This is a genomic window from Actinoplanes sp. NPDC051343 (assembly GCF_044455125.1).
GTDB lineage: Bacteria > Actinomycetota > Actinomycetes > Mycobacteriales > Micromonosporaceae > Actinoplanes.
In genome coordinates this window covers 532353-554627 of the sequence record NZ_JBITEL010000003.1, presented here as the reverse complement: position 1 = coordinate 554627, position 22275 = coordinate 532353, and the positions used below count along the sequence as shown (strand labels likewise).

Here is a 22275-nt window from a genome sequence, read left to right as displayed (position 1 = left end):
GGTCAGGCGGCCGCCGCGGCCACCAGCCGGCGGGCCAGCCCCGGGTCGGCGGCCCAGTGCAGATGCAGATAGGAGGCGTGCACGTTGGGCGAGGCGAAGCCCTCCGGGTCGCCGCCGCGCCACTGCCACGCCGCCCCGGCGGCCGGCGACAGCAACAGCCCCGAGCGCGGGTGCACCGTCGTGCGGTGGAACTCGTGGCCGGTCACCCGCGTGCCCGCCGGGGCCAGCGGGCTGTCGCTGAGCGCGACCGCGTCCCGATAGCCGAGGGTCAGCGACGGGGTCATGGCGGCGTCCGCGTCGAGGACCCCGCACATCGGGGCGTCGTCCAACGTGCGGCACAACCACAGCAGACCCGCGCACTCGGCCGCGATCGCCCCGCCCGCGGCGGCGAGGTCGGCGACCGCCCGGCGCAGCGGCTCGTTGGCCGACAGCTCGGCCGCGTACACCTCGGGGAAACCGCCGCCGACGACCAGCGCGCGGGTGCCCTCGGGGAGCTTCTCGTCCCGTAACGGGTCGACGGTCACGACCGAAGCGCCGGCGCCGGCGAGAAGCTCGGCCGTCTCGGCGTACGAGAAGCTGAAAGCCGGACCACCGGCCAGCGCAACCGTCGGACGGCCCGGCACCGGATCCTCGGCAAGCGGGCTCCAGGACGAAGCCGCCAGCGGCGGCGCCGACCGGGCGATCGCCGCGACCTCGTCGAGGTCGACCGCGGCGGCCACCAGGGTGGCCAGCGCATCGACCGAGGCCTGCGCCTCGGCCCGACGCTCGGCGGCGGGCACCAGGCCCAGATGTCGCGATGGGGCGGCGACCGCGCCGGCCCGGCGGAGGGCGCCGAGCACGGGCGTGCCGACCTCCTCGCAGGCGTCGCGGAGGATCTGCTCGTGGCGGTCGGAACCGACCCGGTTGAGGATGACACCGGCCAGCCGGACCGTGCCGAAGCTGCGGAAACCGTGCACCAGCGCGGCCACCGAGCGGCCCTGCGCGGCCGCGTCCACGACCAGGATGACCGGGGCCTGCAGCACGCCCGCGACCTGGGCCGTCGAGCCGTCCTCCCCCGCGCCCGTGCGGCCGTCGTAAAGCCCCATCACGCCCTCGATCACGGCCAGTTCGGCACCGGCCGAGCCGTGGGCGAACAGCGGCGCGATGCGGTCCGAGCCGACCATGACCGGGTCGAGGTTGCGGCCCGGGCGGCCGGCGGCGAGGGCGTGGTAGCCGGGGTCGATGTAGTCGGGGCCGACCTTGAACGGCGCCACTGGTACCCCGCGGCGGGCGAACGCCGCGAGCAGGCCGGTAGCGACCGTGGTCTTGCCGTGCCCGGAGGCGGGAGCGCCGATGACGACGCGGGGGACGCTCACCACTCGATGCCCGGCTGGCCCTTGCGGCCCGCGTCCATCGGATGCTTGACCTTGGTCATCTCGGTCACCAGGTCGGCCGCCTCGAGCAGCGACGGGTGCGCGTACCGGCCGGTGATCACGACGTGCTGGGTGCCGGGACGGGCGGCCAGCGTGGCCACCACGTCGTCGACGTCGACCCAGCCCCACTTCATCGGGTAGGTGAACTCGTCGAGCACATAGAACTTGTACGTCTCGGCGGCCAGATCCCGCTTGATCTGGGCCCAGCCCTCGGCCGCCTCGGCGGCGTGGTCACGCTCGGTGCCGGCCCGCTGGATCCACGACCAGCCCTCACCCATCTTGTGCCAGGTGACGCCCCCGAGCTTCTTGAGGGCAGCCTCCTCGCCGACCCGCCACTTCTCCGACTTCACGAACTGGAAGACGCCGATCGGCCAGCCCGCGTTCCAGGCCCGCAACGCCATCCCGAACGCGGCGGTCGACTTGCCCTTGCCGTCGCCGGTGTGCACGGCCAGAACGGCCTGCCGGCGGCGCTGGCGGGTGGTCAGCCCGTCATCCGGTACGACTTCCACCTTGCCCTGAGGCATCAGGCGGTCCTCCGCATCTCGAGGGTGTCCAGCGGCATCAGATCGGCGTCGAGCGCGGAGGCCAGGCGGCGGGCCAGGCCGAGCCGCACCGGACCCGACTCGCAGTCGACGACGACGGTCGCGACCCCGTTCAGCAGGGGCGCCAGCGTGACCGGGTCGGGCCCGCTGGTCGCCCGGCCGTCGGTGACGACCACCAGCAGCGGCCGGCGGCGGGGGTCGCGACGGCGTTCGGTGGCGATGGTGGCGGCCGCCTGTCTCAACCCCGCGGCCAGCGGCGTGCGGCCGCCGGTGCGAAGCGAAGCCAGCCGCAGCACACCGACCTCATGACTCGACGTCGGCGGCAGCACCTGCTCGGCCTCGTGACCCCGGAAGGTGATCATGCCGATCCGGTCGCGGCGGTGATAGGCGTCGCGCAGCAAGGACAGGACCGCCGTCTTGACGAGGGTCATCCGCTTGCGGGCCGCCATCGAACCGGAGGCGTCGACCACGAACAGCACCAGATTGGCCTCGCGGCCGACGTGCACGGCCTCGCGGAGATCGCCCGGACCCACCCGGCGGGCGCCACGGTGCAGGGCGGCACGCAGGGTGGCGGGCAGGTGGGGAGCACCGGCGAGCTTCCCTCGCGGTTCCCGCGAGCCGATCACCCGGCCTCGCCGGGCGAAGGCCGGCGAACGCCGACCGGAATGCCCACCCTCACCGCGTCTGGCGATCGAGAGCGTACGCGGACGGAACGCGGCGCCAGGAGCAACCGGGGCCGCTCCGGCCTGCGCACTCGGGGCCGTCCCGCCGGTGGGCGATTCGTCCCGGTTCGTGGCGTCAGCCGGTGGCGGGTCCACGCCCGGCTCGTTACCCGGGGGCGGCCCCTGGCTGCCGTCGCCGTTGGTGCCCGGCGGCGGGCCCTCGTTGCCGTCGCCGTTCGGGCCGTTCGGGCCGTGCGGCGGGGGTGGGGGCGGCGGCGGGCCGCCGTCCGGATCGTCGTCATCGTCCGGCGAACCGTGCGAATCCGGGGGCAGGTCGTTCTCGGCCTCGTTCAGCGCCTGCTCGAGCTTCTCCTCATCGGTGCCGGGCGGGTCGAGCGGATCCTTGCGCCGCCGGTGCGGCAACGCCAGCCGAGCCGCGTCGGCCACGTCGCCGGCCGTGACCTCCGACCGCCCGTGCCAGGCAGCCAGCGCCACCGCGCACCGGGCCACCACGATGTCGGCCCGCATCCCGTCCACCCCGTAGGCCAGGCAGACCCGGGCGATCCGGTCGAGCTCCCGGTCGGGCAGCGTCACACCCGGCAGCACCTTCTGCGCCGCGACGATCCGCGCCGCCAGCTCCTTCTCGTCGCCTTCGAAGCGGGCCCCGAACGCGTCCTGGTCGAGCTCGTACGCCAGCCGCCGCCGCACCACCTCGGCCCGCTGCACCGGATCGCGCGGCGCCGACACGGTCACCACCAGCCCGAACCGGTCGACCAGCTGCGGCCGCGGCTCGCCCTCCTCCGGGTTCATGGTGCCGACCAGCAGGAACCGGGCCGCATGCTTGACCGACACCCCGTCCCGCTCGACGTGCGCCCGGCCCATCGCCGCCGCGTCGAGCAGCAGGTCGACCAGATGATCGGGCAGCAGGTTGACCTCGTCGACGTAGAGCACCCCCCGGTGCGCGGCGGCGAGCAGCCCCGGCTCGTACGCCTTGACCCCGTCGGCCAGCGCCCGCTGAATGTCGAGCGTGCCCACCACGCGGTCCTCGGTCGCGCCGACCGGCAGTTCGACGAGCGCGGCCGGCCGGTGGACGCTCGGCGCCCCGGCCTCGTGCGGCCCGTCCGGGCACTGCGGGTCGGGCGCGGCCGGATCGCAGGCGAACCGGCAGCCGCGCACCACGGCGACGTCGGGGAGCAGGGCGGCCAGGGCACGCACCACGGTGCTCTTGGCGGTGCCCTTCTCGCCTCGCACCAGCACACCACCGACCGCGGGCGAAACCGCGGTGAGCAGCAGGGCAAGGCGTAGGTCATCGAGCCCGACCACGGCCGAGAACGGGTACGGCGTCACGTATTTCCCTCCTGCGCGGGTGTCCACGCCCGCGCGCTGAGCACAACCGAGCGGCCGGAGTCTCCTGACTCCCGGATCGCCGCCGCCCCGCCACCTTCCGGCCCGTCCAGCAGGCCGTGGCAAACCTTGCGGGTGAGCTCCCCGGTCACAGTGGCGGGACCGCCCCGGACTCGCACCGGGTTCCTCCGCAACCGCTCGCCGCCATGCTTTCCCACCGGCGCCCCAAACGTCAACGCGCCCGACCGTGACATACAGCGCCTCTGCCCCGGCCCGCCCGGCGCGCGCGGTCGGCGCCCCGCTCCCGACCGTGACATACAGCGCGTCTGCCCCGGGGCCGCCCGGCGCGCGCGGTCGGCGCCCCGCTCTCACCGGGTCAATCCGAGGAGCCGATCCGTCAGCGTCGGTGGGGTCGGACCCCGATGGCGGAACGGCTCCCTCCCGATCACCTCGGCGAAGGCCGCATTGACGTCGACGCTCCGGACCCCTCCGTTGAGCGTCTCGGTGATCCCCGCGATCACCCGGCGATAGGCCTGCGTCTCCGGTGGCGGGAAGGCGGCCACGTACCGCTGCCCCCGCAGCCGCAACTCGATCTCCGTCCCCGCGGCCGACGGTGAGTAGAGCCACTCCCCCCGGTCGTCGGCTTCGATCCCGGCCACCGGCCGGTCGACCGGGAAGTCCCCCCGCGCGGCCGGCCTGTCCCGGAAGAACCGCCAGATGCTGACCGTGAACGGCGGAAACGCCGCCACGAGCAGCACCAGGCCGGCCACATGCCACACGGTCGCGTGCGGTCGCGCGAGCAGCGAGACGCCGAGGTAGAGAAAGGCGACGTACGGCAGCGGGCCACCGACCTTCATCGTCGGCGGCCGAATCAGCCTCAGGTCAGCCCCTTGTCGGTCGTCGGCAGCGCCGGCGGGGCGAGCCGGTCGAGCTCCTGCACGGTTTCGATCATGGCCAGGGCCGACTTCTCGACCAGCGGGCGCATCCGGCGGTAGAGCGCGGCGTTGTCCGGGTCGGGCCGGGTCGGCTCGCCGATCGCGACCAGCGCCGCCGCATGGTCGAGGTCGGGCAGCTCACCGAGCGCGTGCAGGCCCAGCAGGCAGGCCCCCATCGCCGTACCCTCCGGGGTGTCGGCCACGGCGACCGGCAGGTCGAGCGCCGCCGCCAGCACACCCACCCACAGTTCGGAGGCGACGGCGCCCCCGGTGGCCCGCACCTCGCGCACCTCGAACCCTTCGGCCGCGAACGAGTCGCGCACCAGCGCCAACTGCTGGCAGACGCCCTCGACCGCCGCCCGTACGAGATGGGGCCGCCCGTGCTCGCGCCGCAACCCGAGGTAGGCCCCGCGCAGCCCGGGCCGCCACCAGGGCGCCCGTTCCCCCAGCAGGTAAGGAAGGCAGAGCAGGCCCTCGCTACCGGGCGGCGCGCCTTGGGCCTCCATCAGCAGCGCCGCGTCGCGCTCGTCGGCGTCCTCGCCTTCGGCGCCCGGCCGTTCGAACCCGCCGGCGAAGCTCTGCCCGGCCCAGCGCACCACCGACCCGGCATTGTTGACCGCCCCGCCGATCGCCCACCGGTCCTCGGTCAGCGCGTAGCAGAACAGCCGCCCGGCCTCGTCGGCTGTCGGCCGGTCGACGATCGTGCGCAGCGCCCCGCTGGTGCCCAGCGACACGGCGGCCACCCCGGCCGGGGTCGCACCCACACCGAGGTTGGCCAGCGGCCCGTCCGCCGCCCCGATGATCAGCGGGGTGTCGGCCGGCAGCCCGGCCGCCGCGGCGACCTCACCGCGCAGCCGCAACCGCGAGGTGGTCGGCACGACGGCGCCGAGCTGCGACTGCCGTACGCCCGCAACCTCGAGTGCCTCCTCGTCCCACCGCTTGCGGTGGATGTCGTAGAGCCCCATGCCGGAGGCCAGCGAAAGGTCGACCTGGAACGGCTCGTCGGCGAGCGCGGCCAGCACCAGCTCCTTGACCCCGCCCCACCGCGGGGTCTCCCGCAGCGTGGCCGGGTCGTTCTCCTTCCACCAGGCAAGCTTGCTGAGCGGCGCCATCGGGTGCACCGGCGTGCCGGTGCGGGCGTGCAGCCCCTTGGCCCGCCCGGACGCGATAATGTCTTCGCACTGTTTGCCGGCCCGGCTGTCGGCCCAGGTGACCAGCGGCCCGAGCGGCTTGCCGTCACCGTCCATCGGCACCAGCGCGTGCAGGAACGCGCTCAGGCTGACCGCGATCACCCGGTCGCCGCGCTCCCGGCACTGGGCCGCCACGTCGACCAGCGCCTTGCGCGCGGCGTCCTGCAGCGCACTGGCCTCCAGCTCGGCCCGCCCCGGCGCAGGCACCGCAAGCGGGTAGTAGAAGCTGGTGTGCGCCCGCAGCACCCCGTCGATCCCGGCCGCGATCCCTTTGGTCGCGGTGGTACCGGTGTCGATGCCGATCACGACGTCCATGCGGTAGCCCCTTCGGTCACCTCACCGGACCCACCGCCCGGCGCCAAACTCTCGACACCCACATTTCCGGGCCGCGAGCCTCCACTCAACCCGCCCGCCACCCAGGCCACCAGATTCCCACCCAGCCACCCGATCACACCGCCCGCCCGACCACCCGGCCACACCGCTGGACCGCTCGGCCGCCGGGTCACACCACCGCCCCGCTCGGCCGCCGGGTCACACCACCGCCCCGCCACGGCCACCGGGCCGCCGCCCTGCCGAACCGCCGCCCCGCCGCCGCCCCACCCGGACACCGCCTCGGCCGCATCCGGCGCCTGGTGGCACCGCCAGGCCGCCGTGCGGTGGGACCCGGTCAGCCACGCGGGCGACGCTCGGCTCAGGAGAGGGCGCCGCTCACGAGCCCGCGCCCGCGTCCGGCGGCAGGAGGCGCTGCAGCAACCGCACCAGGGTTGCCCTCTCCTCCGTGCTCAGCCCGGCCAGCAGCTCGTCGTCGGCCGCGAAGACCAGCTCGTCGAGGCCGGCCAGAAGCTGCTCGCCGGCCGGGGTCAGTTCCACGATTTTGCGTCGGCGGTCGGTCGGGTCGGCGGTGCGTACCACCAGCCCTCGCGCCTCGAGCTCGTCGAGGAAGGTGACCAGGTCGCTGCGGTCGAGGCACAGCCGGTCGGCCAGCGGGCCCTGGGACGCCGGGCCGAGGTCGGCCAGCGACGCCAGCACCCCGTAGTGCTGCTTGCGCAGCTCGTGCGTGGCGAACCGTTCCTGGATCAGCCGCTGGGCCTGCAGCGAGGCACGCCCGACGAGCCAGGCGACGCGCCCGCGCAGGCGATGAGTCGGAGGCACGGGACAACCCTAGTTGACCGGCCCATCGGGAGGACATATCGTGGGCACCACCCACGATTGGAAGGACCCATGATATGCGTGCGGTGCGCTACTACGAGCACGGCGGCCCAGCGGTTCTGACGGTCGAGGAGGTCGCGGAGCCGGTCGCCGGCGACCATCAGGTGATCGTTGAGGCCGAGGCGATCGGCACCAACGTGATCGACACGGTTTTCCGGGCCGGCACCAGTCCCTGGCCGCGGCCGCTTCCGGGCACGCTGACCGGTGACGTGGTCGGTCGCGTCGTCAAGGCGGCCGGCGATTTCCGGATCGGCGACCGGGTGGCGGGCCTGTCCGAGGACGCGGCGGCCGACCTGGTGGCTCTCGACATCGACTGGCTCACCCGCGTACCGGAAAGCGCCGACGCAGCCGGCGCAACCGTTCTCTCGATGCCCGCGCCGCTCGCCCTGGGTCTGCTCCGGGCCGGCCGCCTCGCGGCCGGCGAGACCGTGCTGGTGCAGTCGGCCGCCGGCGGGATCGGCCATTTGCTGGTCCAGCTGGCACAACTTCTCGGTGCCGGCCGGGTGATCGGCACGGCCTCGACCGGGGCCAAGCTCGATTTCGTACGCGGGCTGGGCGCCGAAGCGTCCGGCTACGACGACGTCGAGGGGCCGGTCGACCTGGTGCTCGATGCCGTGGGCGGCGACGTCTTCGACGCCGGGCTGAGGCTGCTGGCGCCCGGCGGCCGGATGATCACCTATGGCGCGGTGAGCGGCACGCTGCCCACCGTGGCGGCGCACCGCCTGTTCGAGCTCACCTGGGTGACCGGCTTCTCGATGCTCGCCTGGCGGCGCGCGTTTGCGCCGCAGGCCCGCGCGGAGATGTCGGAGGTGAGCGATCTGTTCACGACCGGCCGGTTCACGGCCACGATCGCGGAACGGGTGCCGCTGGCCGAGGTGGCCCACGCCCACGAGATTCTCGACGCCCGCGCCAACCTCGGCCGAGTGGTGCTCATGCCTTAGGCGCCACCAGGCAGAAGACATGACCGTCGACGTCGGTGAGCACCGCCTGGCGCTCCCCCCACGGCTGATCGGCCGGGGCGTCGACCACGGACGCACCCGCCTTTTCCGCCGCCGCCGTCATCGCGTCGACATCGTCGACCACGTAGGACACCGCCACGCCTGCGATTCCCGGGGTCGGCGGTCGCTGGTGCAGCAGCAACTCGAACTCGCCGGCCTCCGAGCCGAGCATGACGATCTCGCCGGCACGGTATTTCTCGGTGAAGCCGAGCGCATCCCGGTAGAGCCCCAGGGCCGGCCCCAGGTCGGCCACCGAAACGATCACCCGCTGCAAACCACGAACTGTCATGAGCCCTGACCCTAGTGCTGTCACCGGCTCAGCTTCGCCGCATAACCGTCGCGAAGCTCCTCCCAGCCGTGGGCCGTGGCGTCGCGCCCGCGGATCACGCCGATCGGCTCGCCGTCGAGCAGGTGGCGCAGCACGTCCAGGCAGAGGTGCCACCCGGCCGCGACCATCGCCTCCATGTCGGGTTTGGCCAGGGTGTGCCGCAGCGTGAGCCGGGTGCCGTCGCCCGACGGCTCCAGTTCCCAGCGCAGGCGGTCGTCGCCCCAGGTGTATTGGAGCAGCACCGGCGCCTCGGCCCTCTCCACGGAAGCCGCCATGTCGGTCTTCTCGGGCCCGTCGACCATCGTCAGTACGGCGTCGCCGGTGGAGCTGAGGTCACGCGACGCGGTGAACGGGGCCCACTGGTCCAGTTCCGGCGGCGAGGTCAGCGCCGCCCACACCACCTCGGGCGCCTGCCGCAACTCGCGCACGAAGATCAAAGTCCAGCCGTCCAGTGCTACGTCGTCAAGATGCATGATCATCCTTTGCGTCCAAATGCTCCTGCAGAGCGGTGAGATGCCGTTCCCAGAGCCGCCGGTAGGGGGCGAGCCATGCGTCCAGCTCGCGGAACGGCCCCGGTTCGAGCCGATAGATGCGCTGCTGGGCCCGCACGCGCGCGGAGACGACGCCGGCCTCGCGCAGCACCCGCAGATGCTTGCTGATGGCGGGCTGGCTCATGCCGAGCGCGCCGACCAGGTCCGTCACACTGCACTCCCGCGCCCGCAACTCGTCGGCGATGCGCCGGCGGGTCGGCTCGGCCAGCGCGGTCAGGGCGTCCATGCCTGACACGTTATATAACCCGGGCAGCATGATGCAAGAATGGGCCACGTGCGGGTGCTGATCGTGACCTCGGGTTCGATGGGCGACGTGGCTCCCTACACCGGGCTGGGCAATCGCCTGCGCGAGGCCGGTCACGAGGTCACCGTGGCCACGCACGAGCCGTTTCGGGCCGCGATCACGGCCACCGATTTGCAGTTCCATCCGATCCCGGGTGACATGCGCGAAATTCTGCCGAACGCCCGGGGTCAGGACGGTGTCAGTTCCGGCACCGGCCCGCGGGCGCTTACGCGCCTTCTGAAAATCGCGGGGCCCCTGGTGAGTTCGCTCGGCGCCGGCATGGCCGGCGCGGTCTCCGCCGTACGCCCGGACGCCGTCCTCCTGAGCACGGTGGTTGCCCCGTTGGGCTACCAGATCGCGGACGCCTTCGACGTGCCCTGGGCCGGCGTGTTCCTGCAGCCGGTGCACCCGACGCGCGACTTCGGCTCGGTGCTGGTCGGCGGCCGCAACTTCGGGCCGTGGGGCAACCTGGCCCTCGGCCGTCTGGTCGACCTGTCGGCCCGCCCGCTCTACGCCGGTCCGATCCGCGCCCTGCGCCGCGACCTGGGCCTGCCACCGGCCTCGATGCGCGCGCTGCAGGCCTGGCAGCAGTCCCGCTACCCCACCTTCCACGGCTTCAGCCCGTCCGTGGTGAGCCGCCCCGCCGACTGGCCCGCGCCACTGCGGGTCACCGGTTACTGGTGGCCGGCCCGCCCGCACGCCTGGAGCCCCCCACCCGCCCTGACCACGTTCCTGGCCGCCGGGCCACGCCCGGTCTTCATCGGCTTCGGCAGCATGGCCCCCGGCCACGGCGCCCGGCTGGGCCGCCCGATCATGACCGCGATCCGCCAGGCCGGCGTACGCGCGGTGGTCCAGGCCGGCTGGTCAGGCCTCGATGTGGGCGCCTCCGACGACGTCATCACGGTCGGCGAACTCCCGCACGACTGGCTCTTCGGCGAGGTCGCAGCCGTGGTGCACCATGCCGGCGCCGGCACCACGGCCGCCGGCCTGCGCGCCGGCGTACCCGCCGTCGGAGTACCCGTACTGGCCGACCAGCCGTTCTGGGCGCGCCGCCTGACCGACCTGGGCACCGCCCCGGGCCCCCTGCCCCTGTCCTCGCTGACCGCCGACCGGCTGGCCGCCGCCCTGCGCGCCGTGACCACCAACCCGCACTACGCGGCCCGCGCGGCCGCGATGGCCGCACGACTCGCCGCCGAGGACGGCGCCCAGCCGATCATCGACTGGCTCGCCGAGCTCCCTTAGGTCGGTCACGCGGGAGCAGCCGCGTTCGCCGGTCCGGCATCTGCTACTTCGGCAACCTTGGGGCGTGTAGCCACTCCAGCAGGTCGGGTGGGGCCAGCCCGGCGACCCGTGCCTGGTAGCGGGCGCGCTCTTCAGCCGTGAAGACCTCGCGGGCGCCCGGCCGGCCCCGGCGGAACAGCGCCGCCGGCGTGTCCTGCACCAGGTGGGCCGCGCGGTCGCGCATGCGGTCGAAGCCGGCCGCCTCGACCAGGCCCGGCCACAGCGCCTCGGGCACCGGGATGCCGAGGCGCCAGGCCAGGTAGCGCATCTGCGCCTCCAGCCCCACGACCAGGTCGTCGTAGTGGACCAGCAGCACGTTGGGCCAGAACCGGCGGGTCCACGCGTCGGTCAGGTGCCACATCACGGCCGGCAGGGGCTCGGGCGGGGCGCTGTCCTCGTCGAGCCAGCGGGTCAGGTCGTCGCTGAGCGGTTCGGGCTCCGCACGGTGCCGCAGCGAGACGAACATGTCGAGCGGGTGCCGGGCGCTCACGACGTACGTCACGTACGGGTAGTAGGGCAGGCCGTCCAGCGGCGTGTGGGTCTTGATGAAGCGGCGATGCGGCTGGGCGGCCAGCTGCGCGTACAACCGGCCGGGCGGCGTGACCAGGTGGTCGAGCCAGGGTGACAGGTGCCAGAGCGGGGCCGGCAGTTCGGGCCGCTGGAAGATCAGCAGGGCGCAGATCATCTGGAGCCAGGTCGTGCCGGTGCGGCGGCGGGTGCTGATCACGATGTCGCCGGGCCGGAAGGGGAAACTCAGCCAGCGCGCACTGTCCTCCTCAGGGGAGCGGTAGCGAACCGGCGGCGGGGACACGGCCGGAGAGGTTAGCAGAGGCGAGCACCCTTTCGACGTGCCTGCGTGCCGCCTCGGCCGGGGTCGTTCCGGCCGCTTCGGCCTCCCGCACCACGCTGGTCAGGGTGGCGCCGATGCCCCGGACCTGCTCGGCCGCCCGGTCCGGCGTCTCGTGCCGGAGTTCGACCGCGGTGGCGTAGATGATGCCGCCGGCACTGACGATGGCGTCCGGCGCCCACCGGATGCCGCGGGCGTGCAGCAGGTCGGCGGTGGCCGGGGCGTCGAGCTGGTTGTTGGCCGGGCCCGCGATCGCCCGGCACCGCAGCGCCGGCACCGTTTCCGGGGTGAGCAGGCCGCCCAGGGCCGCCGGGATCAGCACGTCGACGTCGGCGGTCAGGCACTCCTGCGGGCTGACCCAGGTGCCGCGCTTCTTGCGGTCGTCGACGTCACTGGCGATCACGGTCGCGCCGGCGTCGGTCAGCATCTTCCACACCTCGCTGCCGACCCGGCCGAGGCCGAGCACCGCGAAACTCTTCGACGACAGGTCACCGACGAGCGCCCGGAGCGCCGCGACGACACCCTGGGCGGTGTGCCCGGAGGAATCGCCGCTGCCGCCGGCTTCGGCCGGACGGCAGAAGACGTACGGCGTACGCTCGGCGATCGTGACCATGTCGTCCGGTCCGGTGCCCACGTCCGGGCCCGTCGCGTAGGCGCCGCCCAGTCCGGCGATCACGTCACCGACGTCGAGCAGCGTTTCCCGCCGGTCCCACCGCGTACCCGCGGAAAGCGCAACCACCGTCTTGCCGCCGCCGTGCCGCAGGCCGGCGAGCGCCGACTTCGACGTCATCGCCGCGGACAGCCGCAGCGCGTCGTCGAGGCCGTTCCGCCAGTGCGGGTACTCCTTGATCCGGCAGCCGCCGATCGCCGGCCCGAGCGCCGTCGAGTGCACTGCCACGATGATCGGCAGGCCGGAACGAGGCCCGCGCTTGATAACCACTTGTTCATGATCCATGGTCGAACGCTAACCAGATGCGCGCGGCTTCCGGCGCAAACCGAACGTCGTTCGGCAACCATGGCAGAATTCCGCCCGTGGACGAACTTGATTCGGCGCTCGTCCGGCTTCTGCAGTCGGACGCCCGGCAGACCAACCGCGACCTGGCCCGCACCCTCGGCATCGCCCCGTCGACCTGCCTGGAGCGGGTCCGCGCCCTCCGCGAACGCGGCGTCATCACCGGCTACCACGCCGAGGTCAGCCTGCCCGCACTCAACCGCGGCGTTCAGGCGCTGCTGCACGTGCAGGTCCGCCCGCTGAGCCGCACCGTCATCGAAAGTTTCAAGGCGTACGCGATGACGCTCCCCGAGGTCCTCTCGGTCTTCGTGGTGGCCGGCGGCGACGATTTCCTCGTCCACGTCGCTGTGCCCGGCGTCGACGGCCTGCACGCGTTCCTGATGGACAAGTTCAGCGCCCGCCGCGAGATCGTCGGCTTCCGCAGCTCGGTCATCTACGAGCACGCCCGCAAGCAACAGATCGACCCGATCGACCTCTAGGGCCGGTCACCGGGACCGGAAACGCCCCGCCGCGCGAGGGCGGCGGGGCGTGCGGAGCGGCGGGAGATCAGCGCTCGGAGATGGCGGTGAAGTCGCGCTCCGGGGAGCCGGTGTAGAGCTGCCGGGGGCGGCCGATCTTGGTGGCCGGGTCGGTCATCATCTCGGACCACTGGGCGATCCAGCCGGGGAGGCGGCCGATGGCGAACAGGACCGTGAACATCTTGGTCGGGAAACCCAGCGCCTTGTAGATGAGGCCGGTGTAGAAGTCGACGTTCGGGTAGAGCTTGCGCGAGACGAAATAGTCGTCCTTGAGCGCGATCTCCTCGAGCTGGAACGCGATCTCGAGCAGCGGGTCGGGCTTTTCCAGCGTGTTGAGCACGTCCTGGGCGGCCTTCTTGACGATCGCGGCGCGCGGGTCGTAGTTCTTGTAGACCCGGTGGCCGAAGCCCATCAGTTTGACGCCCTTCTCCTTGTTCTTCACTCGCGTGACGAAGGAGTTGACGTCGTCGCCGGACGTGTGGATCTGCTGGAGCATTTCCAGAACGGCCGCGTTGGCGCCGCCGTGCAGCGGGCCGGAGAGCGCGTTGATGCCGGCCGAGATCGAGGCGAAGAGGTTGGCCTGGGCCGAGCCGACCAGCCGCACGGAGGACGTCGAGCAGTTCTGCTCGTGGTCGGCGTGCAGGATGAACAGCATGTCCAGGATCTTCGCGATCTTGGGGTCGACGTCGTACTGCACCGTCGGCAGGCCGAAGGTCATGCGCAGGAAGTTCTCGACGTAGTCGAGCGAGTTGTCCGGGTAGGGCAGCGGATGGCCGATGGACTTCTTGTAGGCGTACGCCGCGATCGTCGGAAGCTTCGCCATCAGGCGAATCGCCGAGATCTCCACCTGCTCGGGGTCGAGCGGGTCGAGCGTGTCCTGGTAGAAGGTCGAGAGCGCCGTGACCGCGGAGGAGAGAACGGCCATCGGGTGCGCGTCGCGGGGGAAGCCGGAGAAGAAGGTGCGCATCTCCTCCTGCAGGAGCGTGTGCACCCGGATCTTGTCGGCGAAGTCGCGCAGCTGCTGCGGCGTCGGAAGCGCGTCGTTGAGCAGCAGGTACGACACCTCGAGGAACGACGACTTCTCGGCCAGCTGCTCGATCGGGTAGCCGCGGTAGCGCAGAATGCCGGCATCGCCGTCGATGTAGGTGATCGACGACGTGGTGGAGGCCGTGTTGACGAAACCCTGATCGAGGGTGACGAAGCCGGTCTCTTTGAGAAGCGCACTGACGTCGATGCCGCCCGGACCCTCGACCGCCTCACGCACCGGCATGGACAACTGGCCACCGGGGTGGTCGAGCTTGACATCCGTCATGTATTTCCCTCACTTCACCGGCAGATGTCCCATGGAATGTGAAGTTCACCGTAAACCCTCAACCTGAATGGGTCATCAGGTGGCCTCCGGCTGAGGGATTGATCACCAGGATTGGCCGCCGGAGATAGATAATGATGGGTGGAACGACGGCGGAGGTGTGACCGTTGCGGATCCCGACTATGTCCCCGGTGGTAGTAGGTGTCGACGGCACGGCGGCCGGTTTGGCCGCGGTGCGGCTCGGCGCGCGCGAGGCGGTGTCGCGCGGGCGCCTTCTCCGAATAGTGCACGCGTTCACCTGGGCCAGCGAGAACGAAAACCGGCTGGCCGCGGAAAATCTCCTGGCCGAGGCGACCGCCACGGCCCAGCGTTCCACACCCGGCGTACGGGTGGACCCGCAACTGGTCGACGGCCCGGCCGATCGCGTCCTGATCCAGCTCAGTCGCACGGCCGAGCTGGTGGTGGTGGGAAACACGGTGCCCGATTCATCGGTGCTGGTGCAGGTCGTGGCCCGGGCGTTCTGCCCGGTCGTGGTGGCCCGCGGGCCGCGCCCGCCGTCCGGCCCGGTGATCGCCGCGGTCGACGGCTCCGCCTGGTCGGTGCAGGGGTTGCGGCTCGCCGCGCTCGAGGCCCGGCGTCGCGGCATCGGCCTCGAGGCGGTGCACGTGGTCAGCCGGGCCGGCTACCGGGCGGAGGACGAGGGCCGCGCGATGCTGGCCGCGGCGATGGCGGCCGTGCCCGAGTTGCGCCGCGCCCGGGCCCGCCTGCTGAGCGGAAACCCCGGTCCGGCGCTGGCCCGCGTCTCCAGCCGGGCCCGCATTCTGGTGCTGGGTCCGCGGGGGACGAGCGGGGCGGCCGCGCTCGGCTCGGTCGCCCGGTACCTGCTGCGCCAGGGCGCCTGCCCGACCGTTTTCGTGCACGGCCGGGCCCGGCCCGCCGGGAGGACGTCCAGCAAATCGTCCAACGCGCTCGCCGGATAGGTTTCCGCTCAGCCGTCGACCTCTCGTACCGATCTATCTGGTGTCGACGGAAATCGGGAGGCCGGGTTGGGGCGCTGGGCCTGGCGGGCGTTTGCCGGGATCGGCCTGCTCGCCTCTGTGCTCTACACGCTCGATCTGAGCGTGATCCTGTCCGACGCGTGCCTGCTCGTGACCGGGATCGGCACGGTGTGGGCGTGCTTCTGGGGGCCGTCCCGGCACGGTGCCCGGCCGTCCGGCGCGTGGCGGCTGATCGGCGTGGTCGCCCTGTTGTTCCTGGTCGGGGTCATGGTCCGTCCGGTCGTGACCGATCTGGAGATGCCGCTGCCGCTGATCGCCGACGCGATCACCATCCCGGCGTACGCCCTGCTCTGCGTGTTTATCGCAGTGCTGCTGCGGTGCCGCCGCAGCCTCGACCGGCACGCCGTGCTCGACACCCTGATCGTCTGGATGGGCGGCGCCCTCTTCAGCTTCCTGATCCTGGCCGAGCCGGCCGCCGCGATCCACAACCGGCCCGCCGCCGAGTCGTTCATGGCCGGGCTCTATCCGCTCTGCGACATCACGGTCCTGCTGCTGATGATCAACCTGACGTTCACGGCGCGGACCTGGCCGGTCAGCCTGCGCGCCTTCCTCGGCGCGCTGACGTTCGTGGCGGTGGGCGACACCGCGTACGCGATCGTCGGCCTGCAGGGCCAGATCTACGGCTCGCCGCTGCTGAACGTGCCGTTCCTGATCGGCTACACGCTGATGGGCGTGACTGCCCTGCACCCGTCGGCGGTCGAGCTCAGCCGGGCCGACCGGCCGCCGGTGCAGGCGTGGTCGGTGCGCCGGGTGGCGCTGCTGGTGCCGGCGCTGGCCGTACCGTTCGCGCTGCTGCTGGTCACCGGGGCGACGATGACCCACCGCTGGATCATCGCGGTCGGCGGGGTGCTGATCGTGACCGCGCTGCTGGTGCGGGCGATCTCGGCCGTACGCGCGCAGGCGAGCGCCCAGCGGGCGGCCGAGCACCAGGCCCGGCACGATCCGCTCACCGGCCTGCTCAACCGGCGGGCGATCTCGGCCGAGATCGAGCGGCGCCTGGCCCGGCACGAGGTCTGGGTGTTCCTGCTCGATCTGGACGGCTTCAAATGGGTCAACGACTCGTGGGGGCACGAGACGGGCGACCGGATCGTGATCGAGGCGGGCCGGCGGCTGCGCGCGGCGATGCCCGACTCGGTGCCGGTCGCCCGGGTCGGCGGCGACGAGTTCCTCCTGACCTACGCCGGCGGCAAGACCGACGCGCTGAGCCTGGCCGACGACATCCGCCGCTGCTTCGTGCGGCCCTTCCCGGTGCGTGACACCGAGATCCCGATCACCGCGTCGATCGGCATCTCGCACGCGGTCGACGACGGCGGCAGCGCGGCGATGACCGCCGAGGCGCTGATGCGGGACGCCGACACGGCAATGTATCGGGCCAAGGCCGAGGGACCGGGACGCTCGACGATCTTCGACACTTCCATGCACGACGAGGTCCGGGCCCGGATCGAGCTCGAGGTCGCGTTGCGCCAGGCGCTGGCGGACGGTCAGCTGTACGTCGCGTACCAGCCGATCGTGCGGCTCTCGACCGGGGAGCCGCTGGGCGCCGAGGCCCTGGTCCGCTGGTTGCACCCGCAGCGCGGCCTGGTCCCGCCGAGCGTGTTCATCCCGGTCGCCGAGTCGGCCGGCCTGATCGGCACGCTCGGCACCTGGGTGCGGCGCGAGGCGCTGCGTCAGCTCGGGGCGTGGCGTACGGACGGGACCGTGGCCGACGAGTTCTACCTGTCGATCAACGTCTCGGCCCAGCAGTTCAGCGAGCCCGAGATGCCGCTGATCGTGGCCTCGGAGCTGGTCGAGTTCGGCGTGCCGGCCGGGGTGGTGGCCCTGGAGATGACCGAGTCGGTGATGGTCGACGGCTCGTCGGTCACCGGGCGGGTCCTCTACGAGCTGCGCGAACTCGGCGTGAAGCTGCTGATCGACGACTTCGGCACCGGCTTTTCGGCGCTGGGCTACCTGCGCCGGTTCCCGGTCACCGGCGTCAAGATCGATCGCTCGTTCGTGACCGGGCTGGGCGCCGACGCGGACGACGAGGAGATCGTGCGGGCGGTGGTGGCGATGAGCACGGCGATGGGGCTCAGCGTGATCGCCGAGGGCGTGGAGACCCGGCTGCAGCGGGACGCGCTGGCCGCGGTCGGCGTGACCAACGGGCAGGGCTGGCTGTGGGGACCGGCGGTGCCGGCGACCGAGTTCGCGGTGCACTGGCATGCGGGCGGTACAGCGGCTCTGGCGGGCCGGTCCGAACCGACATAACATCTCCCCCTATTCGAGGGTAATGAAGATCACTTCAGGGGGTTCCGGATGGCCGAGTTGCTCGTGGTCCTGATGGTGGGCCTGGGCTCGGCACTGTTCGCCGCGATCAGGCGAGGCTGACGCGCCACCACAAGCGCGGTGATGCGGCGCGGCCGAAAGCTGGCAAGCTGGGCGGATGCGCTTCGCGACCTGGAACGTCAACTCGGTCAAGGCCCGCCTCCCCCGGCTGCTCGAATGGCTCGACAGCACTCGACCCGACGTGCTGTGCCTGCAGGAGACCAAGGTGGCGGCCGACGGCTTTCCCACCGGCGAGGTGGCCGCGCTCGGCTACGAGACGGCGGCGTACGGCACCGGTCGCTGGAACGGCGTCGCCCTGCTGTCCCGCATCGGTCTCGACGACGTGGCGAAGGGCTTTCCGGGCGAGCCCGGTTACCCCGACCCCGAGGCGCGAGCGGTGGCGGCGACCTGCGGCGGCATCCGGTTCCGGTCGGTCTACGTGCCGAACGGCCGCACGCCCGACGACCCGCACTACGCGTACAAGCTGAACTGGCTGGCGGCGCTGCGCGACGCCCTGGTCCCGGAGGTCGCGAAGGGGCCGCTGGTCGTGGCCGGCGACTACAACGTGGCACCGACCGATGACGACGTGTGGGACCCGAGGGTGTTCGTCGGCTCCACCCACGTGACCCCGCCCGAGCGGGAGGCGCTGGCCGCGATCCGGGCGGTCGGGCTCCAGGACGTGGTCGGGCGTCCCCTGAAGGGCGACCAACCGTTCACCTATTGGGATTACCGGGCCGGCATGTTCCACATGAACAAGGGAATGCGAATCGACCTGGTCTATGCCACTCCCGACGTCGCGGCGAAGGTGACAGATGCGGTGGTGGACCGCGAGGCGCGCAAGGGTAAGGGCCCCTCCGACCACGCGCCGATCGTGGTCGACATCGACCGGTGACGGCGAACTGAACCGACCGCCTCGGCGCCGGACCTACTAGGCTGGCCGGGATAGTGATCGTTCAGGCGGGGAGAGACGGGAGGGACCATGGTCGCGAAACTGCCGCTGCAAACGGGCAGGCCGCGCCACGACGAACCCGTGCCCGCCCTGCTGCGGGCCGCACTCGACGCCACCACCGAGGCGGTGGTGCTCTGCGCTGCCGCCGATCACCGCATCACGCTTGTCAACCTGGCGGCGGCGCGCCTGATGCCGGGCCTGACCGTGGGCGGGCCGAGCCGCGCCGGCCCGCTCGGCGACCTGATCGGCGACCTGATCGACGGCGACCGGTTCACCCGCGAGCACCAAGGCCGCCACCTGGTCGGCGAGCGTCGCGACCTGGGCTCCGGCCACTACGGTTGGTTCCTGCGCGACCGCACCGAGGAGGTTCGCCGGGCCGAGGCGCTGGAGTCCGAGCGCGCCCGCACGGCGTTCCTGGCCGAGACCGGCCGCCGCCTGTCCGCCTCCCTGCACCTGGGCCGCTGCCTGCGGACGACCGCCGAACTCGCGGTCGAAAATCTGGCCGACGCCGCCGTGCTGGTCCTGCCCTCCGACAAGCGGCAAAACCTCTGGGTCCGCCTGGCCGCCGGCGGCCGGATCGAGGAGGAGGCACGGGCCGAGCGGCTGCTCGCCGAGGTGCCCGGCCTGCTCGAGGCGCTCGGCGGCTTCCCGCCGGTCCAGAGCCGCTGGCTCGATGCCGCGCAGGCCCCCGACTGGCTGCTTCCGGAGGATTTCGGCCCGATCGGCGGGCTGCTGGTCACGCCCCTGCCCGGCAACGCCGAGCCGGCCGGCGCCCTGGTCCTGGCCCGCCGGGGCAGCTTCGGCCCGGAGGACGAGAGGCTCGCGCGCATCTTCGCCGCCCGGGCCGGCGCCGCGCTGTCGGCCGCCGCGCTCTACCGCGAACAGGTCGACACCACCGCGGTGCTGCAGGCCGACCTGCTCCCGCCCGAGCTTCCCCAGCCCGACGGTCTCGAGCTGGCCGGCTCCTACCAGGCGGCCCGCGAGGCGCTGCGGGTCGGCGGCGACTTCTACGACGTGTTCGCCCCGACCGAGACGTGCCCCGACACGATGATCGCGCTCGGCGATGTGTGCGGCACCGGGCCCGAGGCGGCGGTGCTCACCGGCAAGGTCCGCCAGACCCTGCGCGCGCTGCGGCTGGTCGAGACCAAGCCGGAAAACATCCTCCGCGTGCTCAACAAGGCGCTACTGCAGAGCGGTCGCCGGCGCCGGTTCGTGACCATGGTCATCGGCTCGGTGCAGCGGATCGAGCACGCCCGGCTGCGCCTCACCCTGGCCACCGGCGGCCACCCCGCGCCCCTGGTTCTGCGGCTCGACGGCCGGGTCGACGAGGTGCCGGTCAGCGGCACGCTGATCGGTGCGGTCGACCGCACGACGGTGCGGCCGGCCGACGTCGAGCTGGCGCCGGGCGAGCTGTGCCTGCTCTACAGCGACGGTCTCACCGAGGCCCGGGGCGGCCCGAGCGGCACCGAGCTGTGGGGTGAGCAGCGCCTGCACGACGCGCTGTCCGCCTGCGCCGGCATGCCTGCCGCGGCCACCGTGGAGCGGCTCCGGCAGCTGGTCTCGGACTGGGTGCACGGCGGCACCCGCGACGACATCGCGATGCTGGCCGTACGCGCTCCGGCGCGGGCCGCGCTGAGCCTGCGCGGCGGCGGTGCCCGCAACGCGTCCCCGTGGGCGATCGACGCCCGCCGCAACGACCGCCGGGCGAGACAGCGGGCATGACGGCGCCGCAACGACCGCCGGGCGAGACAGCGGGCATGACGGCGCCGCAACAACCGCCAGGCGAGACAGCGGGCATGACGGCGCCGCAACAACCGCCAGGCGAGACAGCGGGCATGACGGTGGGGTCGGTCGGCACCACCCCGCCGTCGGTGGAAGACGACTACCTCGAGCTGATCGGCGACGGCGACGAGTTCGGCGCCGTCGAACTCGTGCTCGGCCTGCTCGACGACGGCGTGCCGGCCGAGCGCCTCCTGGTCGACCTGATCGGCGGTGCCCAGGCGCGGGTCGGTGCGCTCTGGGCGGCCGACGAGTGGTCGATCGCCCGCGAGCACGCCGCCACCGCGGTGAGCGAGCGGGCCGTCTCGGCGGTCGCGGCGCACTCCACGGTCCGCCCGACCCGCGGCCGGGTGGCGATCGCCTGCGTCGACGGCGAGTGGCACGCGTTGCCGGTTCGCATCCTGGCCGAAGTGTTGCGGCTCGACGGCTGGCGCACCGACTTCCTCGGCGCCAACGTGCCGGGCCCGCACCTGATCACCCACCTGCACCAGACCGGGCCCGACGCGGTGGCGCTGAGCTGCATGCTCGCCACGCGTCTCCCGCGGGCGCACGCGGCGATCAGCGCCTGCCGGACGGCCGGGGTGCCGGTCATCGCGGGCGGCCCGGGCTTCGGGCCGGGTGGCCGCTACGCCCAGCACCTGGGCGCCGACGCGTGGGCGGCCGACGCCGAGGAGGCGGTCAAGCGCCTGGCGGCCGACTGGCCGCCGCCGATGCGCGACCCTCGGTTCTCGGCCTTCCTGGGCGACGACGAATACACCTTCGTGGTGCGTCAGCGGCCGGCCCTGATCGGCACCGCGATGGGCCGCCTGGCCGGCGACTATCCGGCGGTGCGCGACTACGACCAACGCCAGTTGGACGCCACCGCCGACGACATGGGCCACATCGTCGACTTCCTGGCCGCCGCCCTCTACGTCAGCGAGACGAAGATCTTCACCGACTTCGCCGCCTGGACCGGGGCGGTGCTTGCGGCCCGGGGCGTGCCGCGGGCCGCGTTGCGGGCCGGGCTCTTGCTCGTACGCGAGCAGCTGGGCGACTATCCGGCGGCAACGGCCGTGATCGACGCCGGCCTGTCCTCGATAGCCGAAGAGCCGGTAGCCCAATAAACCGGTAGCCCAATAAATAGGTCGCGTCCGGCCGCCGCCCGGGGGTAGGTTCCTCGGCATGATCCTCCTTTACGCCTGATCAGATCTCGGCGTCTCTTCCGCTCCGGGCCCCTCTGCCGCGCCCGTCGAGCGTTTCTTTCTCATGATCAGGAGGTCGACTCATGAGTTTTTCCGTGCACATAGATCCGGACGATCTGGCCCGTCAGGAGCTCGCCGCGGGACTGTCGTCCGCGGACGTGACTCTGCCGGGTGAGGAGGCCGGCAAGGCGCCCGCTCACCACGGCGCCGCCGACGGTCGTCAGGCCGCCCGCCAGCGCTCGGAACGCGATCACGCGGGACGCGCAGCCGGCGCGTCGGGCGGCCGGTCGTACGCGTTCCGGCGCAGCTGAGCCCATGCGCCTCTTTGACAGCCGGGCGCGTAGGCCGTGGAGTGCCCGGGTGGCGCGGCTGTGGGCGTACGGCCTCGGGCGCGGCGCTCGGCGGGCGCCGATGACCCGGACCTTCCACCGTCGTTGATCCTCCGCCTTTCGATGGACCGGTCGCGGGGGGGGGGGGGGGGGGGCCCCCCCCCCGCGCCGCCGCGGGGGGGGGGGGGGGGCGGGGCGCCCCCCCGCCCGCCCCGCGCCCCCCCCCGCCGGGGGGCCCCCCGCCGCCCCCCCCGACA

At 72.8% G+C, this 22275-nt stretch carries 21 protein-coding genes, 1 pseudogene and 1 riboswitch; of the genes and pseudogenes, 10 read left to right on the top strand and 12 right to left on the bottom strand.

Going from position 1 to position 22275, the window contains the following annotated elements:
* Nucleotides 1-2 precede the first annotated feature (2 nt).
* From ACIA5C_RS13090 to ACIA5C_RS13065, 6 genes are all read right to left on the bottom strand, one after another.
* Entirely contained in the window at nucleotides 3-1358 is a 1356-nt protein-coding gene (locus tag ACIA5C_RS13090; protein WP_396053952.1) for a cobyrinate a,c-diamide synthase, read from the bottom strand.
* Nucleotides 1352-1936 (bottom strand): cob(I)yrinic acid a,c-diamide adenosyltransferase, encoded by a 585-nt coding sequence (gene cobO / locus ACIA5C_RS13085; RefSeq protein WP_396053950.1) that lies wholly within the window; start codon nucleotides 1934-1936, stop codon nucleotides 1352-1354. The genes ACIA5C_RS13090 and cobO overlap by 7 nt, the downstream gene beginning before the upstream one ends.
* Nucleotides 1936-3963, bottom strand: a complete 2028-nt coding sequence (locus ACIA5C_RS13080; protein WP_396053948.1) for a magnesium chelatase subunit D family protein — start codon at nucleotides 3961-3963, stop codon at nucleotides 1936-1938. Before ACIA5C_RS13080 ends, cobO begins: the two co-directional genes overlap by 1 nt.
* A 57-nt stretch (nucleotides 3964-4020) precedes the next feature.
* Nucleotides 4021-4149, bottom strand: a riboswitch (cobalamin riboswitch).
* A 179-nt stretch (nucleotides 4150-4328) separates the two neighbouring features.
* Nucleotides 4329-4817, bottom strand: a complete 489-nt coding sequence (locus ACIA5C_RS13075; protein WP_396053946.1) for a hypothetical protein — start codon at nucleotides 4815-4817, stop codon at nucleotides 4329-4331.
* A gap of 20 nt (nucleotides 4818-4837) precedes the next feature.
* Nucleotides 4838-6400, bottom strand: coding sequence for a gluconokinase (locus ACIA5C_RS13070; RefSeq protein ID WP_396053944.1), 1563 nt, complete (start codon nucleotides 6398-6400; stop codon nucleotides 4838-4840).
* A 393-nt stretch (nucleotides 6401-6793) separates the two neighbouring features.
* Nucleotides 6794-7237 (bottom strand): MarR family winged helix-turn-helix transcriptional regulator, encoded by a 444-nt coding sequence (locus ACIA5C_RS13065; protein WP_396053942.1) that lies wholly within the window; start codon nucleotides 7235-7237, stop codon nucleotides 6794-6796.
* Nucleotides 7238-7311: 74 nt separating this feature from the next.
* Here ACIA5C_RS13065 and ACIA5C_RS13060 point away from each other — a divergent pair, with 74 nt between their 5' ends.
* Nucleotides 7312-8235, top strand: a complete 924-nt coding sequence (locus tag ACIA5C_RS13060; protein ID WP_396053940.1) for a zinc-binding alcohol dehydrogenase family protein — start codon at nucleotides 7312-7314, stop codon at nucleotides 8233-8235.
* On the opposite strand, the gene ACIA5C_RS13055 is transcribed toward ACIA5C_RS13060, so the two are convergent.
* From ACIA5C_RS13055 to ACIA5C_RS13045, 3 genes are read right to left on the bottom strand one after another with little or no spacing between them, the layout of a single operon-like run.
* Nucleotides 8225-8581 carry a VOC family protein gene (locus ACIA5C_RS13055; RefSeq protein ID WP_396053938.1) on the bottom strand — a complete coding sequence of 119 codons (357 nt, stop codon included), beginning with the start codon at nucleotides 8579-8581 and terminating at the stop codon, nucleotides 8225-8227. The genes ACIA5C_RS13060 and ACIA5C_RS13055 overlap by 11 nt on opposite strands.
* Nucleotides 8582-8601: 20 nt before the next feature.
* Nucleotides 8602-9093, bottom strand: coding sequence for an SRPBCC family protein (locus tag ACIA5C_RS13050; protein WP_396053936.1), 492 nt, complete (start codon nucleotides 9091-9093; stop codon nucleotides 8602-8604).
* Nucleotides 9083-9397: an ArsR/SmtB family transcription factor gene (locus ACIA5C_RS13045; protein WP_396053934.1), complete on the bottom strand. Its 315-nt coding sequence runs from the start codon at nucleotides 9395-9397 to the stop codon at nucleotides 9083-9085. Before ACIA5C_RS13045 ends, ACIA5C_RS13050 begins: the two co-directional genes overlap by 11 nt.
* 39 nt (nucleotides 9398-9436) lie before the next feature.
* Here ACIA5C_RS13045 and ACIA5C_RS13040 point away from each other — a divergent pair, with 39 nt between their 5' ends.
* Nucleotides 9437-10696, top strand: coding sequence for a glycosyltransferase (locus tag ACIA5C_RS13040; protein WP_396053932.1), 1260 nt, complete (start codon nucleotides 9437-9439; stop codon nucleotides 10694-10696).
* Nucleotides 10697-10739: 43 nt separating this feature from the next.
* On the opposite strand, the gene ACIA5C_RS13035 is transcribed toward ACIA5C_RS13040, so the two are convergent.
* On the bottom strand, nucleotides 10740-11546 hold the full coding sequence (locus ACIA5C_RS13035) for a sulfotransferase domain-containing protein (RefSeq protein ID WP_396053930.1): 807 nt from the start codon (nucleotides 11544-11546) through the stop codon (nucleotides 10740-10742).
* Entirely contained in the window at nucleotides 11512-12537 is a 1026-nt protein-coding gene (locus ACIA5C_RS13030) for a Glu/Leu/Phe/Val dehydrogenase dimerization domain-containing protein (protein WP_396053928.1), read from the bottom strand. Before ACIA5C_RS13030 ends, ACIA5C_RS13035 begins: the two co-directional genes overlap by 35 nt.
* 77 nt (nucleotides 12538-12614) lie before the next feature.
* On the opposite strand from ACIA5C_RS13030, the gene ACIA5C_RS13025 reads away from it, so the two are divergent.
* The gene (locus tag ACIA5C_RS13025; RefSeq protein ID WP_396053926.1) at nucleotides 12615-13073 is read left to right on the top strand and encodes an Lrp/AsnC family transcriptional regulator; all 459 of its coding nucleotides are present in this window, start codon (nucleotides 12615-12617) and stop codon (nucleotides 13071-13073) included.
* 67 nt (nucleotides 13074-13140) lie between these two features.
* On the opposite strand, the gene ACIA5C_RS13020 is transcribed toward ACIA5C_RS13025, so the two are convergent.
* The gene (locus ACIA5C_RS13020; protein WP_396053924.1) at nucleotides 13141-14424 is read right to left on the bottom strand and encodes a citrate synthase; all 1284 of its coding nucleotides are present in this window, start codon (nucleotides 14422-14424) and stop codon (nucleotides 13141-13143) included.
* Nucleotides 14425-14588: 164 nt separating this feature from the next.
* Between ACIA5C_RS13020 and ACIA5C_RS13015 the strand changes: the two genes are divergently transcribed.
* The 7 genes and pseudogenes from ACIA5C_RS13015 to ACIA5C_RS12985 all read left to right on the top strand — a co-directional run bounded on the left by ACIA5C_RS13015 (nucleotide 14589) and on the right by ACIA5C_RS12985 (nucleotide 22000).
* Nucleotides 14589-15401 (top strand): universal stress protein, encoded by an 813-nt coding sequence (locus tag ACIA5C_RS13015; protein WP_396053922.1) that lies wholly within the window; start codon nucleotides 14589-14591, stop codon nucleotides 15399-15401.
* A gap of 66 nt (nucleotides 15402-15467) precedes the next feature.
* Nucleotides 15468-17723, top strand: a complete 2256-nt coding sequence (locus ACIA5C_RS13010; RefSeq protein WP_396053920.1) for a putative bifunctional diguanylate cyclase/phosphodiesterase — start codon at nucleotides 15468-15470, stop codon at nucleotides 17721-17723.
* Nucleotides 17724-17898: 175 nt separating this feature from the next.
* Nucleotides 17899-18672 carry an exodeoxyribonuclease III gene (locus tag ACIA5C_RS13005; RefSeq protein WP_396053918.1) on the top strand — a complete coding sequence of 258 codons (774 nt, stop codon included), beginning with the start codon at nucleotides 17899-17901 and terminating at the stop codon, nucleotides 18670-18672.
* 87 nt (nucleotides 18673-18759) lie between these two features.
* Nucleotides 18760-20451, top strand: coding sequence for a SpoIIE family protein phosphatase (locus ACIA5C_RS13000; protein WP_396053916.1), 1692 nt, complete (start codon nucleotides 18760-18762; stop codon nucleotides 20449-20451).
* Nucleotides 20448-20807, top strand: a pseudogene (locus ACIA5C_RS12995) (B12-binding domain-containing protein); the annotation flags it as partial. The gene ACIA5C_RS13000 and the pseudogene ACIA5C_RS12995, both read left to right, overlap by 4 nt.
* 99 nt (nucleotides 20808-20906) lie before the next feature.
* The gene (locus ACIA5C_RS12990) at nucleotides 20907-21611 is read left to right on the top strand and encodes a cobalamin-dependent protein (protein WP_396054330.1); all 705 of its coding nucleotides are present in this window, start codon (nucleotides 20907-20909) and stop codon (nucleotides 21609-21611) included.
* A gap of 161 nt (nucleotides 21612-21772) precedes the next feature.
* On the top strand, nucleotides 21773-22000 hold the full coding sequence (locus ACIA5C_RS12985) for a hypothetical protein (protein ID WP_396053914.1): 228 nt from the start codon (nucleotides 21773-21775) through the stop codon (nucleotides 21998-22000).
* Nucleotides 22001-22275 lie beyond the last annotated feature (275 nt).